We start from the raw sequence: 14,343 nt of genomic DNA, 5'->3' as shown, positions 1-14,343 counted from the left end.
ATCAGGGGCTCCTCATGAGTGCGTTAAATAAAAAAAGTTTTCTCACTTACCTGAAAGAAGGCGGTATTTACGTTGTTCTTTTAGTACTGCTGGCTATCATTATTTTCCAGGACCCTACGTTCTTAAGCCTGCTGAACCTGAGTAACATTCTGACCCAGTCCTCCGTGCGTATTATCATTGCGCTGGGCGTGGCGGGCCTGATCGTGACCCAGGGGACGGACCTTTCTGCCGGTCGTCAGGTGGGTCTGGCGGCGGTTATCGCGGCAACCCTGCTGCAGTCGATGGAAAACGCTAACAAGGTCTTCCCGGAAATGGCCACCATGCCGATTTTCGTGGTGATCCTGATTGTCTGCGCCATCGGTGCGGTGATTGGTCTGATCAACGGAATTATCATCGCCTACCTGAACGTGACGCCGTTTATCACCACCCTGGGTACGATGATCATCGTTTACGGTATCAACTCCCTGTACTACGACTTCGTCGGCGCTTCGCCAATCTCGGGCTTTGACAGCGGCTTCTCGACCTTTACGCAAGGGTTTATTGCGCTTGGCAGCTTCCGCCTGTCGTACATCACCTTCTATGCGCTGATTGCGGTGGCCTTCGTCTGGATCCTGTGGAACAAAACGCGCTTTGGCAAAAACATCTTCGCCATCGGCGGTAACCCGGAAGCGGCGAAAGTCTCCGGTGTTAACGTAGCCCTGAACCTGCTCATCATCTATGCCCTGTCCGGCGTGTTCTACGCCTTCGGCGGGATGCTGGAAGCGGGCCGTATCGGCTCTGCTACCAACAACCTCGGCTTCATGTACGAGCTGGATGCGATCGCAGCCTGCGTGGTGGGCGGCGTCTCCTTCAGCGGCGGTGTGGGTACAGTACTGGGCGTGGTGACCGGTGTGATCATTTTCACCGTAATCAACTACGGGTTGACCTATATCGGCGTGAACCCGTACTGGCAGTACATCATCAAAGGCGCCATCATTATCTTCGCGGTTGCGCTGGATTCACTGAAGTACGCGCGTAAGAAGTAATTCCTCCTTGCGTTATCCAGCCCGCTCATCGAGCGGGCTTTTTTTATGCCCTATGCCAGATGTGACTCCTCTCGGGTCACAATGCGCTCAAACCAGTCGAGTTCAGAGAGCTTGCAGGCGACCCACTGTTCGGAAAAGGCATCGCCCAGGCTGTCGGTGAGATACTGACAGCGGGCAAAGGCCTCAATCGCCTCCTGCTGGAACAGCGGCAGTTCCGGTTGGTCGTGCTGCGGTTCAGGGAGATCCCCCTCGTCGATATGTTCCAGCCCGTACAGCATGCCTGTCAGGATAGTGGCCGCCACCAGATACGGATTCGCATCGGCCCCGGCCAGCCGGTACTCGATACGACGGTTACTCTCATCCGAGCAGGGAATACGCAGGGCGGCGGAGCGGGTGTTATAGCCCCAGGAGTTAAAGACGGGTTCCGTCAGGCTTTTACGCAGGCGACGAAACGCGTTGACGCCTGGCGCAAGAATGGCGACGGAGGCGGGCATCAGCGCCAGCTGGCCCGCGACGCACAAACGTATCATGCTGTTAAGCGCGTTCACCGGGGAAGCAAAGACGTTTTCGCCGTGACGATTGTTCAGGCTGAAATGGAAGTGCAAACCGCTGCCGGCAAGCTGGCTGAAAGGCTTAGCCATAAAGTTGGCCTGCAGACCGTGCTTTTCAGCAACGTAACGGGTCAGGCGACGAAGCGCCAGCACGTTATCGCAGACCTCAACGACGCGATGGCTGTGCTTCAGGTTTAATTCGTACTGTCCGGACTCGGCTTCCGCCACGACCCCTGACAGCGGGATGCGCTGCAGGTGGGCCAGCTGTTCCAGCTCGTCAAACAGCGCCGCATGCGCCGACGAGGTATCCATGTGAAAACAGCCCTGATTTTGCGGATCGCGTTCGCCCTGTCCCGTCAGATAGAACTCGATTTCCGGGGCAATGACCGGGAAAAGGCCGTGCTGGTGGAAGCGGGCCACGACGTTCTGCAGTATCGCGCGCGGCTCAAGCGGGCAGGGGTTACCGTCGCTGTCCTTCATCGTCAGCAGGATCTGCGCCGTGTGCTCTGGATCCTGCGGACAGGGGCGCAAAGAGCCGGCGACCGGGACGCACAGCCGGTCGGGTTCATCATAAAGCGGGGCGGCGATTTTTCCCTTCTGGTCCATTGAGTAGACGGAAAGCGGAAAATAACAGCCTTTTTCCAGATTCAGCATGCTCTCTACCGAGAGGCGCTTGCCGCGCACCGTGCCGTTGATATCGTTCAGATAAACGTCAACATGTTTCGTTTGCGGGTAACGTTCCAGATAATCGGCCACTTCCACGGCAACGTTGTGCTGCAGGGCGTCTATTTTTTCATCCAGCCAGAGACCAGAAGTAAGTGCGCCAGGGAGTGATAAACCGGGAAAGTTAAAGTACTGGCGGAGACTTTTGAGGAAAAACGCATTCATTATCGAGTTCATAGTCATTCTTCAATGAAGCCGTAGCGGCAGTGAACTCAGCTTAAAAGAGCAGACGTAAAGGGGAGATAAAAAGCGTCAGGCCGGCCGTAAAGAAAGTATAAAGGCGGTCCCGTTATTTCTCTTTTTTTTGCATATCGAGCAGCTGCTCGGGCGTGACGGCCGGATAACCCTGCGCGTCTTCCGGCACTTCGTGCATCGCCGGAATCGGCACCAGAGGGCCTAAAAAGCGCGGTTCGCGTTTGAAGATATACAGATCGGCCAGGGCACCAAAGCGGGCGCCGAACTCGCGCACGCGCACGCTCAGCATATCTTTTGGCGACGGCACCGCGTAGCACTGCGCCTGAATGCCCATATGCAGGGCGATAAACAGCGCGCGCTCGCAGTGGAAGCGCTGGGTGATGATGATGAAGTCGTTGGTGTCGAAGACTTTGCGCGTGCGCACGATGGAGTCCAGGGTGCGGAACCCGGCGTAGTCGAGCACGATATCGGCCGGATCCACGCCCGCAGCAATCAGGTCCTTACGCATCGTCACCGGTTCATTGTAGCTTTGCAGGGCGTTATCGCCGCTCAGCAGCAGGTAGTTCACCTTGCCGCTGTTGTAGGCGTTCAGCGCGCCCTGAATGCGGTAACGGTAATACTGATTGATTACGCCGGTGCGGTAATACTTGGCGGTGCCAAGCACCACGCCAACCTGACGATAGGGCAGGTCCTGCAGGTCATCAAAGATGTAGGGGGCGGTTTTCCAGCTCATCCAGCGGTCGAGACCCAGCACGATCAACAGCAGTATGCCGACCAGGACAGACAGGCTGTAAAAAACGCGCTTTAACATGCAGATGGCTCGTTCGTGGATGAAATTTAACTCAGGCTACTTTACCCGCCTGGTTAGCGCAAGAAACAGCGATTCAACTGAGGGGTTTTTCAGCAAACGGGCGGGCATTTTTGCCCGCCGGAAGGATTACGCCAGCAGTACGCGGTCGATCGTCGTGCAGCCCAGCGCTTTGAGCGTTGCGGCGGTGGCATCCCACTGGATCAGTGGCGCATCGGCAATCTCAGCCAGAATGGCGCGCTGAATGTCCGGATAATCATAGCCGTTCAGGCTCAGCAGGTTAAGCGCGCCCTGCAGCGGTGGCAGGGTTGGGTTAAACGCGGCGTTTTCCGCATAGCTGCCGGTGAAGATTCGGCCATCGCGGCACTGCAGCGCCACGCCGCTCGGGGACTTGCTGTACGGCGTGTGGCTCTTGTTGGCGGCGGTAATCGCCGCCTGGCTCAGGTCATCGCCGGACAGGGCGAAACCGTGGTCCTGATCGTCCATCAGCAGCGTTTTGATATCCAGATCTTTCGGACCAAATGCGTCAGGCAGATAATCGCCCAGCGTGTGCGGCGCGCGGCCCGGCAGATTGATGCGCAGCTGCAGCCCGCTGTTCAGCTCGTTCATAAACTGACGGCAGTGGCCGCACGGAGTGTAGTTAACGGTAATGGCGCTCAGCGCTTTTTCACCGCGCAGCCAGGCGTGGCTGATGGCGCTCTGCTCGGCGTGAACCGTTTGCTGCATGGTCGCGCCCAGGAACTCCATGTTGCCGCCGAAGTACCAGGTTCCGCTGACCCCGCGCGCAATGGCCCCGACGTTGAAGTGGGAGAGATCGGCCCGCGCGCAGGCGGCAGCCAGGGGTAGCAGTGCGAAAGCCAGCGCGTCTTCGTCCAGTCCCGTTGCCTGTTTCAGCATCGTGACCTGCTCCGCGGTCAGCAGGGCGGGGAAGTGTGCATCTGCCAGAACGGGAGCCAGGGCTGACTGCAAATTCTCTGCAAGCTGGGAGAAAGCAGCTTGAAAACGTGGGTGCATGGCGTTTGCCTCATAAAGGTTAATGGATCGGTAGTTTACGGAGCCGCCAGGGCTTTATATGTGATCCACTTCTCATTATGTATGCAACTTATGAAAGCAAAATGAAATTTGCGCGACGCATCGCAAATTTTAGCCCATCACCGCCAGAATCAGCGGGAAAATGAACGGGGCCAGCAGGGAGGTGATAATTCCGCAGATCACCAGCGCCAGCGAGCTAAACGCCCCTTCCTGATAATCCAGCTCCGCGCAGCGGGCAGTGCCCAGGGCGTGGGAAGCTGTCCCCATCGACAGACCTCGTGCCGCTTTAGTATGAATGCGCATCCCGTTCAGCAGGCTGTGGCCAAACACCGCGCCGAGAATACCGACGAAAATGACGCACATCGCGCTAATGGCCGGGATCCCGCCGAGGCTACCCCCAACCGCCATCGCGATAGGCGTGGTCACAGATTTAGGCAGAATAGAGGCGGCAATCTGCGGCGAGGCCCCCATCAACAGCGCCACCGACGTACCGGTGATCATCGCCACCAGGCTGCCGACAAAGCAGATGGTAATGATGGATTTCCAGCGGGCGCGGATCTGGTGCAGCTGCTCGTATAAAGGAAAGGCGAGCGCCACAACGGCGGGCTGCAGCAGGTCGTTTAAAATTTTGCTGCCGGCAAAGTAGCGTTCGTAAGAAATGCCGGTGAGCAGCAGGAACGGAATAATCACCACCATTGCCACCAGCAGCGGGTTCAGCAACGGCATTTTAAAACGTGCGGCAAGCTTGCGCGCGGCAAAGAACACCGCCAGGGTTAACGGCAGCGACCACCAGATATTGGCCATCATTTTTTTGTTTTCTCCCCGACCACGTTACGTTCGCCATGCACCAGATGCGAACTCCAGCTCACCACCAGGAAAACCACCAGCGTACTCACCGCGCAGGAGACAACAATCGGGCCGAACTGGGCCTTGAGCAAATCAAAATACTGCATGACCCCGACGCCGATAGGCACGAAAAGCAGCGCCATATAGCGAATGAGGACGAAGCAGCCGGGATTGACCCACTTTGCAGGCAGGATTTGCAGCGCCAGCAAAACAAAGAGGATCAGCATGCCGATAATGCTGCCGGGAATGGTGATGGGCAGCAGCGACGCGATGAAAATCCCGGCATACAGACAGGCGTAAATCAGGACGAATGCGCGCAGATATTGCCAGATAATGTTCAATGTTTTGCTCATGGTGATAGTCCTTGCTGAAACGCATTCATCATACAATTAAACTTAAAAATGTGCCACGGATCACATCATGAATTTTGAGCATACCAGACATTCCGGAATGGAACGTCCGGTATCATCTTACTGGTGCAGGCAATAGTTTAGAGGAAAGGAATTGCACTGGCGAAGTAACGCGCCAGAGAAGGCATCAGCGTCAGGCGGTCAGTTTATCGAGAAAAGAAAACAGCACCTGGTTCATTTCGCGATAATCATGCGAGCGGAGTTTTTCCGCCGTTTCGACAAAACGGAATTCACCCGCGCGGCGGAGGTCACTCTGCGAATGCTCAATCAGCAACTCTACCACCTCCGGCGTCAGCTCCATATGGCACTGGAAACCGTAAACCCGTTCGCTGTATTGCACGATCTGGCGGGGACAGCCCTCGCTGTAAGCGAGCACCTTAGCCTGTGGCGTCAACCCAGGCATATCGTTATGCCAGTGACCGACGTTCAATTCGTGGCCAAAATCCGCAAACAGCGGGTTCGCCTTGCCTGCATCGGTGAGCCTGATGGGGAATTTGCCGATCTCTTTTTCCGGGCTATGACAAAACGCAGCCCCCAGCGCTTCGCCGATAAGCTGCGAGCCAAGACAAACGCCTATCACCGTTTTACCTGCCTCTATCGCGCGGCTGATGAGTGCCTTTTCAGCCTGTGCATCGAACCAGGGGCATTCCTCAGGCGTGGTAGCGGGGGACTGCGGGCCTCCCATGATGATAAGCAGGTCCGTGCTCCCCAGCTCCTCGGGTAAAGGATCGCCCTGATAAACTCTGGTGTAGCTCAGAGTATGGCCGCGGCTTTTCCCCCAGATTTCATAGGCGCCCGGCGCTTCGAAATGTTCATGAATGATAAATTGAATGTGCATTGCGTCTCTCTTCGGTTACGTGTACAAGCAGCATCATAAGTGGAAGGGAGGAATGTGAAATGCCAACCGTTATCGATAAAACGCCAATTCATGACGATGACATCGGATGGTCCAGAGGGGCTATTAGCTATACGCGCGGCGAAGTGGATCCGCCTCACCAGCATTCACAGGGACAGCTTTTGTTTGCCATCAAAGGGGTGATGCTGGTCGAAACCGGCAATAAGCGTTGGGTCATACCGCCGCAGCGCGCGCTGTGGATCCCTCCCTTTCAGGAGCATACCTACAGCGTGTTATCCGCAACGGAGCTCCGGGCGGTCTGGTTTAGCCCTGCTCTGATATCGCAATGCGGATCTTTTAAACGGAAAGAAGAGGTTCACGTCATTATGGCAACAGCGTTGTTCAAAGAGCTGATTGCCGGGCTGTTCAGCGCGGAATACCGGCCAGCCAGTCAGCGCAGAATGGCCGTTTTGCTGCTCGACATTCTCAGTGAAGCTCAGCAAATCTCGGCCGAATTACCGATGCCCGTGGATGAGCGCTTACATCGAGTTGCCTGTGACATCATTGCCAGCAATCTCTGGGATGTTTCTATGGAAAGGCTGGCGGAACGGGCCGCTATGTCTGAACGCACATTCTCACGCGCGTTTATCAAAGATACCGGCTTTAGCTTCCGGGCCTGGCGACAGCGCGCAAGGATCTGTGCCTCGCTGGACCTGCTCGCCAACGGATACCCGGTTAAGCAGGTGGCCTGGATGCTGGGGTTTTCAGGGCAGGCGGCATTTGCGGCGGCGTTTCGCGCCGTTGTCGGGGCAACTCCGGCTGACTTTCTCCCTGAACAGAAGCGCTTCCCAGCGATATAGAGAGCGGCTACTATAGCGCGTCTTTTTTCACAGGTACTGCTATGCGTGTTTTACTGGCCCCAATGGAAGGCGTGCTCGACTCCCTCGTGCGCGAGCTTCTGACCGAGGTGAACGACTACGATCTCTGCGTGACGGAATTTCTGCGCGTGGTCGATATGCTGTTGCCGGTAAAATCCTTCTACCGTCTATGCCCCGAGCTGCACAACCAGAGCCGGACATCTTCCGGCACGCTGGTGCGTATTCAACTGCTCGGCCAGTACCCCGAATGGCTGGCGGAAAACGCCGCCCGCGCGGTTGAGCTGGGCTCTTACGGTGTGGATCTCAACTGCGGCTGCCCGTCGAAGCTGGTTAACGGCAGCGGTGGCGGAGCGACCTTGTTGAAAGATCCTGAGCTGATTTACCGCGGCGCGAAAGCCATGCGTGAGGCAGTGCCCGCGCATTTGCCGGTGACGGTTAAGGTGCGCCTGGGATGGGACAGCGACGCGCGGCAGTTTGAAATCGCCGATGCGGTGCAGCAGGCCGGAGCCACCGAGCTGGTGGTGCATGGCCGCACCAAAGAAGACGGCTACAAAGCCGAGCGCATAAACTGGCATGCGATCGGCGAGATCCGCAAACGCCTCTCTATTCCGGTGATCGCTAACGGCGAAATCTGGGACTACGAGAGCGCGCAGGCCTGTCTGCAGGCCACTGGCTGCGATGCGGTAATGATCGGTCGCGGCGCCCTGAACGTCCCTAACCTCAGCCGGGTGGTGAAATATAACGAGCCGCGAATGCCGTGGGCAGACGTCGTCACGCTGCTGCAAAAATACAGCCGTCTGGAAAAACAGGGCGATACCGGTTTGTATCACGTCGCGCGTATTAAACAGTGGCTGAGTTATTTACGCAAAGAGTACGATGAAGCGCTGGGGTTATTTCAGGAGATTCGGACATTACAGACTTCGGCTGATATTGCCCGGGTAATTCAGTCGAAATAATAAGCGTTAAATTGCTCACACTTTTTTAAATCAGAAAACAGTTCAGGTTTTCAACGTGGCGCGACGGTGTTAAGGTGCCACTGTTTTCAACGCAGGATTGTGACTGGTTAACAGGCAAAACCTAAGCGTTTCACAGCATTTTCGCTGTGGAGCGCTTAGGTTTTTTTTTGCCTGTCGTTTACGCAGGAGAGACATTTGGCTTAGCGCTTTTTACTGATTTTAAAAAATGAATTATCGACAGGAAATAGAAAAATTTCCTGCGGCCGGTTACGCACTCAATACTCAATCACAGGTTGTTATTATGGCATATAAAAATAAACTCTATGCGTTCGCCTTATTGGCGATATCCCCGCTGTCGATGGCGCAAGACTGGAACGGAACGGTATTAGGGTTTGAAGCTCCGCCGGAGCCTGTTCTGGGCGAAATGCTCGGCATACGTAAAATCCTTAACGATAACGGTTTTACCTATAACCTCGGATACCTGAATGAAATTGGCTGGAACGGCGGTGGCGGATATAACCACGACTCCCACGTGGCCTATATTGACCAGTTCGCGCTGACCTTCAACCAGGACCTGGAGCGCTGGACCGGCATCCCGGACGCGCGTATCGAGGGAAACATCGTCAACCGCAACCACAATGACGATCTCACCACCAAACGCGTGCAGGATCCTCGCGTCAACTTTAACGATTTGACCCAGGAGAGCTGGGGCGGGCAATCCATTACCCGTCTGGGCTGGCTGACGTTTGCCCGCAGCTTTGACGACCGGCGTCTGACCTGGCGCATAGGGATGATGAACAAGGTGCAGACCTTCGATCAAATTATCCCCTGTGATTTCCAGCTGCTGTCCCAGTGCGGTGGAAAGTCCGCCAACTCACTGACCTGGAACAACTGGAACGTGCACACCTGGGGCACCACGCTTGCCTATCAATTAACGCCGACGCTGACCTTAAAAGGCGGCGTGATGGAGCAGAATCCGCAGGCCGCCAGTCGCAGCCACGCCTGGAGCTGGTCGACGAAGGGCAGCAAAGGGGTACTACTGCCGGTTGAAATCGAAGCGCGTCCGCTGATTAACGGTCTGCCGGGCGCGTACAACCTGGGCGTGGTGTTTACCAACGCGCCGCAAACCGATCTCTATCGCGGCAAATCCGGTGGGCCGGGCGCGACGGATCCAAACGGATTTGATACCCACAGCCGGACCTGGTTTATGTACGCCGGTCTGAACCAGCAGCTAACGCAGCATCAGGGTGACCCAAATCGCGGGTTGAGCACCTCGTTCAGCATGAGCCTTGCGGATCAGAGCACTAACTACATGCATCAGGTTTATGCCGCCTCGCTGCGCTACCGCGGGCTGTTTGACGCCCGTCCGGAAGACTGGATTGGCTTTGGCTTAACCTGGATTGATATGAGCAGCCAGTACGCCCGCAACCAGCGTTATCTGAACAGCCTGAGCGGCGTAAGCGATTATGACAATCCGGCATATCACCCGGTGCCGGGCCATTCCCTGAACGGCGAGTTTTACTACCGTTTTCGTCCGGCGTCATGGCTCGAGCTGCAGCCGGGCATTCAGTACTGGCATCATCCCGGCGGGGTCAGCCGCACCCAGGATGCCTGGGTCACCGAGCTGAAAACGGTGGTGACCTTCTGATATCACCGTAGCAAGTTCGATCCGCGTCACGTTTCTGACGCGTGACGCATTGAGGCTACGAATGAAACTGATAGAGTGCCAGAACTGGATTGTTACTGCTTAGGCAGGCAAAACCTGATTTTCTGGCATCTGCCGGAGGTCAGGTTTTTTTGTTTCTGGGGTTCCGATGAAAATCGCCAAGATACTCAATAATAACGTGGTGGTTGTTCAGGATGAGCGCGGGCGCGAACAGGTGGTGATGGGCCGTGGGCTGGCCTTTCAGAAGCGCGTCGGTGAAGCGCTGGATACCGCGTTGGTTGAAAAGGTGTTTGCATTACAAAGCGATGAACTGGTGCGTCGGCTTGGGGAGCTGCTGAGTCAAATTCCGCTGGAGGTGATGACCACCTGCGATCGCATCATCGGGCTGGCGACGCAGCGGCTGGGCAAGCTGCAGGAGAGCTTGTATATCACCCTCACCGATCACTGCTACTTTGCTATTGAGCGGCAGAAGAACGGGCTGGCCATCAAAAACGTGCTGCTGTGGGATATTAAACGGCTGTATCCGAAGGAGTTCGAGTTAGGGCAGGAGGCGCGGTCCATTATCGCCAGACGCCTGAACGTCGAACTGGAGGAGGATGAGGCCGGTTTTATCGCGCTGCATCTGGTCACCGCGCAGCTGAACAGCGAAATGCCGGAGGTGATGCACGTGACGCGGGTGATGCAGGAGATCCTCCAGCTGGTGAAGTATCAGCCGCAGCTTGAGTATGACGAAGAGTCGCTCAGCTATCAGCGTTTTGTCACCCACCTGAAGTTTTTTGCCCAGCGGATGCTCACCCGCACCGTGGTGGAAGATGACGATGTCTCGCTGCATACGGCAGTAAAAGACAACTACGCGAAAGCGTGGAAATGCGCCGAGAAAATCGCCCAGCACCTGAACAAAAGCTATCAGCGTGAGCTGACGACCGAAGAAATTATGTTCCTCGCCATTCATATCGAGCGGGTGAGAAAAGAGGGGCGTTAAGCCTCAAACAGGATTGTTACTGCACTACGCAGGCAAAACCTGAGCGCGGCCTTCGTCAGAAGGCCGTTCTCGGGTTTTTTTATTTTTGTACTCAGTCAACAGGTGCCTGCAGGCATCGGATGTAAGGAAATCGAGATGGAATACCAGGCTTTAGCGAAGGATATTCTCGGCCACGTTGGCGGAAAAGAGAACATCGTCAGTCTCGTACACTGTGCGACCCGGCTTCGCTTCAAACTTAAAGATAATCAACGCGCCGATGCGGAAGGGCTCAAGAAAAACCCGGGCGTGATCATGGTAGTCGAAAGCGGCGGCCAGTTTCAGGTGGTGATTGGCAACCACGTTCACGACGTCTGGCAGGCGGTGCGCAATGAAGCAGGCCTTACCGACGACGCGCCCGTCGCGGAAGAGAAGGGCGAAAAGGGGAACCTGCTGGGCCGCCTGATTGACATCGTCTCCGGGATCTTCACCCCGTTTATCGGCATTCTGGCCGCGTCCGGTATTCTGAAAGGGCTGCTGGCGCTGGCCGTGGTATGCGGCTGGCTCACGACCGGGAGCGGCACGTATAAAATCTGGTTTGCCGCCAGCGACGCGCTGTTCTTCTTCTTCCCGATGGTGCTGGGCTATACCGCCGGGAAAAAATTCGGCGGCAACCCGTTTATTACCATGGTGATCGGTGGGGCGCTCACCCATCCGGTAATGATTGCGGCGTTTAACGCCAGCCAGCAGCCGGGCGCGGTGTCGGACGCCTTTTTGGGCATCCCTGTCACCTGGTTCAACTATAGCTCGTCGGTGATCCCGATTATTCTCGCCGCGTGGGTGAGCTGCTGGCTTGAAAAACAAAGCACCAGGCTGCTGCCTTCCTCGATGAAAAACTTCTTCGCGCCGCTGATCTGTCTGGGCGTGACCGTGCCGCTGACTTTCCTCGTTATCGGGCCGCTGGCGACCTGGCTGAGCCAGCTGCTGGCGAACGGCTATCAGAGTATTTACGTTCTGGCGCCGTGGCTGGCGGGCGCAGCGATGGGCGCGCTATGGCAGGTCTGCGTTATTTTTGGCCTGCACTGGGGGCTGGTGCCGCTGATGATTAACAACCTGGCGGTGCTGGGGCATGACTCCATGCTGCCGATGCTCTTGCCCGCTGTGTTTGGTCAGGTGGGGGCGGCGCTGGGTATTTTCCTGCGCACCCGCGATGCGCGTCAGAAAATGCTGGCCGGTTCATCCGTGACGGCAGGTATTTTCGGTATCACCGAACCCGCAGTGTATGGCGTAAACCTGCCGCTGCGCCGTCCGTTTATTTTCGGCTGCGTGGCGGGGGCTATCGGCGGGGCGATTGTCGGCTTCAGCGACACTCACGTGTACTCCTTCGGCTTCGCCAATATCTTTACCATCGCCCAGATGATTCCGCCTGGTGGGGTAAACGCCACGCTGTGGGGAGGCGTGATCGGCACCGCGGTGGCGCTGGTGTTGAGCTGCGGCCTGACGCTGGTCGCCGGTATGCCAGGAAACACCGCGCCAGAAGGGGTGGTCACCGCGGGCGAAAACGATGTGCTGGCACCGATGACCGGTACCGTTCTTGCGCTCGACCAGGTGCCGGATACCACCTTTGCCAGCGGCCTGCTGGGTAGCGGTGCCGCGATTATTCCCTCCGATAACAAAGTGGTTGCCCCGTTTGCCGGCGTGGTGGCCTCGCTGTTCCAGACCAAACACGCAATTGGGCTGCTTAGCAACAGCGGGATTGAAGTGTTGATCCACGTGGGTATCGACACCGTGAAGCTCGACGGCAGGCCGTTTACCGCCCATGTAAAGGTCGGTGACAAGGTGCAGCCCGGCGATCTGCTGCTGGAGTTTGACCGACAGGCGATTATCTATGCCGGATACGACCTGGCGACCCCGATTATTATCAGTAACAGCGATGAGTATCGCGACGTGGTGACCGTGGCGGCAACGTCCGTCAGTGCCGGTGCGCCGTTACTCAGCGTAAGCCATCAATAACAGGAGAACGTGATGAAAACTTTCCCGGACGATTTTTTATGGGGCGGCGCGGTTGCCGCGAATCAGGTAGAGGGCGCGTATCTGGAAGAGGGAAAAGGGCTGTCCACCTCAGACGTTCAGCCGCGCGGTGTCTTTGGCCCGGTGGTTGAGCGCGTGGCGGGTGACAGCGGCATCAAGGATGTTGCCATCGACTTCTATCATCGCTATCCGGAAGACATCAAACTGTTCGCTGAGATGGGCTTTAGCTGCCTGCGCGTCTCCATTGCCTGGACCCGCATTTTTCCGAACGGCGATGAGCAGCAGCCTAACGAGGCGGGGCTGGCGTTTTACGACCGGCTGTTTGACGAGCTTGCTGCGCACAACATTACCCCGCTGGTGACGCTGTCGCATTACGAAATGCCGTGGGGGCTGGTGAAGCAGTACGGCGGGTGGGGCAGTCGCCAGACTATCGGCTTCTTTGAACGCTATGCCCGTACCGTGTTCGTGCGCTACAAAGAGAAGGTGAAGCTTTGGCTGACCTTCAACGAGATCAATATGTCTCTCCACGCGCCGATGACCGGCGTGGGCCTGCCGGAAACCAGCAGCAAAGGTGAAGTGTATCAGGCAATCCACCACCAGCTGGTGGCCAGCGCGCTGGCGGTGAAGGCCTGCCACGAGATCGTTCCTGATGCCAGAATTGGCAACATGCTGCTGGGCGGCCTGATGTATCCGCTGACCTGCAAGCCGGAAGATGTTCTGAAGACGCTGCAGGAAAACCGCACCTGGCAGTTCTTTGGCGACGTGCAGTGCCGCGGCGCCTACCCGGGGTATATGCAGCGCTTCTTCCGCGACAGCGGTATTCAGCTTGAGGTCACGGACGCCGACCGCGAGGCGCTGAAATCGACCGTCGATTTTATCTCCTTCAGCTACTACATGACGGGCTGCGTTACCGCGGATGAAGCTCTCAACCAGCAGGCGCGCGGCAACATCCTGAGCATGGTGCCAAACCCGCATCTGGCAAGTTCCGAATGGGGCTGGCAGATTGACCCCATCGGCCTGCGTACCCTGCTAAACGTGCTCTGGGATCGCTATCAGAAGCCGTTGTTTATCGTGGAAAATGGCCTCGGGGCGAAGGATAAACCGGATGCGGACGGCGTGGTGCAGGATGACTATCGCATCAGCTACCTTAACGACCATCTGGTACAGGTGCGTGAGGCCATTGACGACGGCGTTGAGGTGATGGGATATACCAGTTGGGGGCCAATCGATCTGGTGAGCGCGTCTAAAGCTGAACTCTCTAAGCGCTACGGCTTTATTTACGTCGATCGGGATGACAGCGGAAAAGGCACGCTGGCGCGCAGCCGCAAAAAGAGTTTCTACTGGTATAAAGAGGTTATTGCTACGAAAGGGGCTTCGCTGAAAGCCTGATATCGAGGACGTTGCCCGGCGATGCGCCGGGCAAATGAAT

At 56.7% G+C, this 14,343-nt stretch carries 12 protein-coding genes and 1 pseudogene; 7 read left to right on the top strand and 6 right to left on the bottom strand.

Annotation, left to right across the window (positions count from 1 at the left end; all coding sequences use genetic code 11):
* Positions 1-14 precede the first annotated feature (14 nt).
* Entirely contained in the window at positions 15-1,025 is a 1,011-nt protein-coding gene (gene mglC / locus KGP22_RS15095) for a galactose/methyl galactoside ABC transporter permease MglC (RefSeq protein WP_008500921.1), read from the top strand.
* Between the two features lie 50 nt (positions 1,026-1,075).
* On the opposite strand, the gene KGP22_RS15090 is transcribed toward mglC, so the two are convergent.
* The 6 genes from KGP22_RS15090 to KGP22_RS15065 form a co-directional block, all read right to left on the bottom strand.
* Positions 1,076-2,464, bottom strand: coding sequence for a glutamine synthetase family protein (locus KGP22_RS15090; RefSeq protein WP_223582458.1), 1,389 nt, complete (start codon positions 2,462-2,464; stop codon positions 1,076-1,078).
* Between the two features lie 124 nt (positions 2,465-2,588).
* The gene (gene sanA, locus KGP22_RS15085; RefSeq protein ID WP_008500918.1) at positions 2,589-3,305 is read right to left on the bottom strand and encodes an outer membrane permeability protein SanA; all 717 of its coding nucleotides are present in this window, start codon (positions 3,303-3,305) and stop codon (positions 2,589-2,591) included.
* A gap of 126 nt (positions 3,306-3,431) precedes the next feature.
* Positions 3,432-4,316 carry a cytidine deaminase gene (gene cdd, locus KGP22_RS15080; RefSeq protein ID WP_223579964.1) on the bottom strand — a complete coding sequence of 295 codons (885 nt, stop codon included), beginning with the start codon at positions 4,314-4,316 and terminating at the stop codon, positions 3,432-3,434.
* 129 nt (positions 4,317-4,445) lie between these two features.
* A complete protein-coding gene (locus KGP22_RS15075; protein WP_223579954.1) occupies positions 4,446-5,141 on the bottom strand; it encodes a CidB/LrgB family autolysis modulator in 696 nt (231 codons plus the stop codon).
* Positions 5,138-5,533 carry a CidA/LrgA family protein gene (locus tag KGP22_RS15070; protein WP_223579951.1) on the bottom strand — a complete coding sequence of 132 codons (396 nt, stop codon included), beginning with the start codon at positions 5,531-5,533 and terminating at the stop codon, positions 5,138-5,140. Before KGP22_RS15070 ends, KGP22_RS15075 begins: the two co-directional genes overlap by 4 nt.
* Before the next feature lie 190 nt (positions 5,534-5,723).
* The gene (locus KGP22_RS15065; protein ID WP_223579948.1) at positions 5,724-6,428 is read right to left on the bottom strand and encodes a type 1 glutamine amidotransferase; all 705 of its coding nucleotides are present in this window, start codon (positions 6,426-6,428) and stop codon (positions 5,724-5,726) included.
* Between the two features lie 59 nt (positions 6,429-6,487).
* Here KGP22_RS15065 and KGP22_RS15060 point away from each other — a divergent pair, with 59 nt between their 5' ends.
* The 6 genes and pseudogenes from KGP22_RS15060 (at position 6,488) to ascB (ending at position 14,303) form a co-directional block, all read left to right on the top strand.
* The gene (locus KGP22_RS15060) at positions 6,488-7,285 is read left to right on the top strand and encodes a helix-turn-helix transcriptional regulator (RefSeq protein WP_223579945.1); all 798 of its coding nucleotides are present in this window, start codon (positions 6,488-6,490) and stop codon (positions 7,283-7,285) included.
* 41 nt (positions 7,286-7,326) lie between these two features.
* The gene (dusC, locus tag KGP22_RS15055; protein WP_133294811.1) at positions 7,327-8,259 is read left to right on the top strand and encodes a tRNA dihydrouridine(16) synthase DusC; all 933 of its coding nucleotides are present in this window, start codon (positions 7,327-7,329) and stop codon (positions 8,257-8,259) included.
* 301 nt (positions 8,260-8,560) lie between these two features.
* Positions 8,561-9,907, top strand: a complete 1,347-nt coding sequence (locus tag KGP22_RS15050; RefSeq protein WP_223579942.1) for a carbohydrate porin — start codon at positions 8,561-8,563, stop codon at positions 9,905-9,907.
* A gap of 166 nt (positions 9,908-10,073) precedes the next feature.
* Positions 10,074-10,907 (top strand): transcriptional antiterminator BglG, encoded by an 834-nt coding sequence (bglG, locus tag KGP22_RS15045; RefSeq protein ID WP_223579939.1) that lies wholly within the window; start codon positions 10,074-10,076, stop codon positions 10,905-10,907.
* Between the two features lie 29 nt (positions 10,908-10,936).
* Positions 10,937-12,896, top strand: a pseudogene (gene bglF / locus KGP22_RS15040) (PTS beta-glucoside transporter subunit IIABC); the annotation flags it as partial.
* A gap of 12 nt (positions 12,897-12,908) precedes the next feature.
* Positions 12,909-14,303, top strand: a complete 1,395-nt coding sequence (ascB, locus tag KGP22_RS15035; protein ID WP_223579935.1) for a 6-phospho-beta-glucosidase — start codon at positions 12,909-12,911, stop codon at positions 14,301-14,303.
* The last annotated feature ends 40 nt before the right edge of the window (positions 14,304-14,343 follow it).

It is taken from the genome of Enterobacter sp. JBIWA005 (assembly GCF_019968805.1).
GTDB lineage: Bacteria > Pseudomonadota > Gammaproteobacteria > Enterobacterales > Enterobacteriaceae > Enterobacter > Enterobacter vonholyi.
Note: the sequence above shows the minus strand (reverse complement) of the source record. Positions and strands in the feature narration are given on the sequence as shown.

What these genes read in the sequence shown, in the direction of transcription:
- mglC (WP_008500921.1), top strand. Translation starts at nt 15, where the DNA reads ATGAGTGCGTTAAATAAAAAAAGTTTTCTCACTTACCTGAAAGAAGGC.
- KGP22_RS15090 (WP_223582458.1), bottom strand. Translation starts at nt 2,464, where the DNA reads ATGAATGCGTTTTTCCTCAAAAGTCTCCGCCAGTACTTTAACTTTCCC.
- sanA (WP_008500918.1), bottom strand. Translation starts at nt 3,305, where the DNA reads ATGTTAAAGCGCGTTTTTTACAGCCTGTCTGTCCTGGTCGGCATACTG.
- cdd (WP_223579964.1), bottom strand. Translation starts at nt 4,316, where the DNA reads ATGCACCCACGTTTTCAAGCTGCTTTCTCCCAGCTTGCAGAGAATTTG.
- KGP22_RS15075 (WP_223579954.1), bottom strand. Translation starts at nt 5,141, where the DNA reads ATGATGGCCAATATCTGGTGGTCGCTGCCGTTAACCCTGGCGGTGTTC.
- KGP22_RS15070 (WP_223579951.1), bottom strand. Translation starts at nt 5,533, where the DNA reads ATGAGCAAAACATTGAACATTATCTGGCAATATCTGCGCGCATTCGTC.
- KGP22_RS15065 (WP_223579948.1), bottom strand. Translation starts at nt 6,428, where the DNA reads ATGCACATTCAATTTATCATTCATGAACATTTCGAAGCGCCGGGCGCC.
- KGP22_RS15060 (WP_223579945.1), top strand. Translation starts at nt 6,488, where the DNA reads ATGCCAACCGTTATCGATAAAACGCCAATTCATGACGATGACATCGGA.
- dusC (WP_133294811.1), top strand. Translation starts at nt 7,327, where the DNA reads ATGCGTGTTTTACTGGCCCCAATGGAAGGCGTGCTCGACTCCCTCGTG.
- KGP22_RS15050 (WP_223579942.1), top strand. Translation starts at nt 8,561, where the DNA reads ATGGCATATAAAAATAAACTCTATGCGTTCGCCTTATTGGCGATATCC.
- bglG (WP_223579939.1), top strand. Translation starts at nt 10,074, where the DNA reads ATGAAAATCGCCAAGATACTCAATAATAACGTGGTGGTTGTTCAGGAT.
- ascB (WP_223579935.1), top strand. Translation starts at nt 12,909, where the DNA reads ATGAAAACTTTCCCGGACGATTTTTTATGGGGCGGCGCGGTTGCCGCG.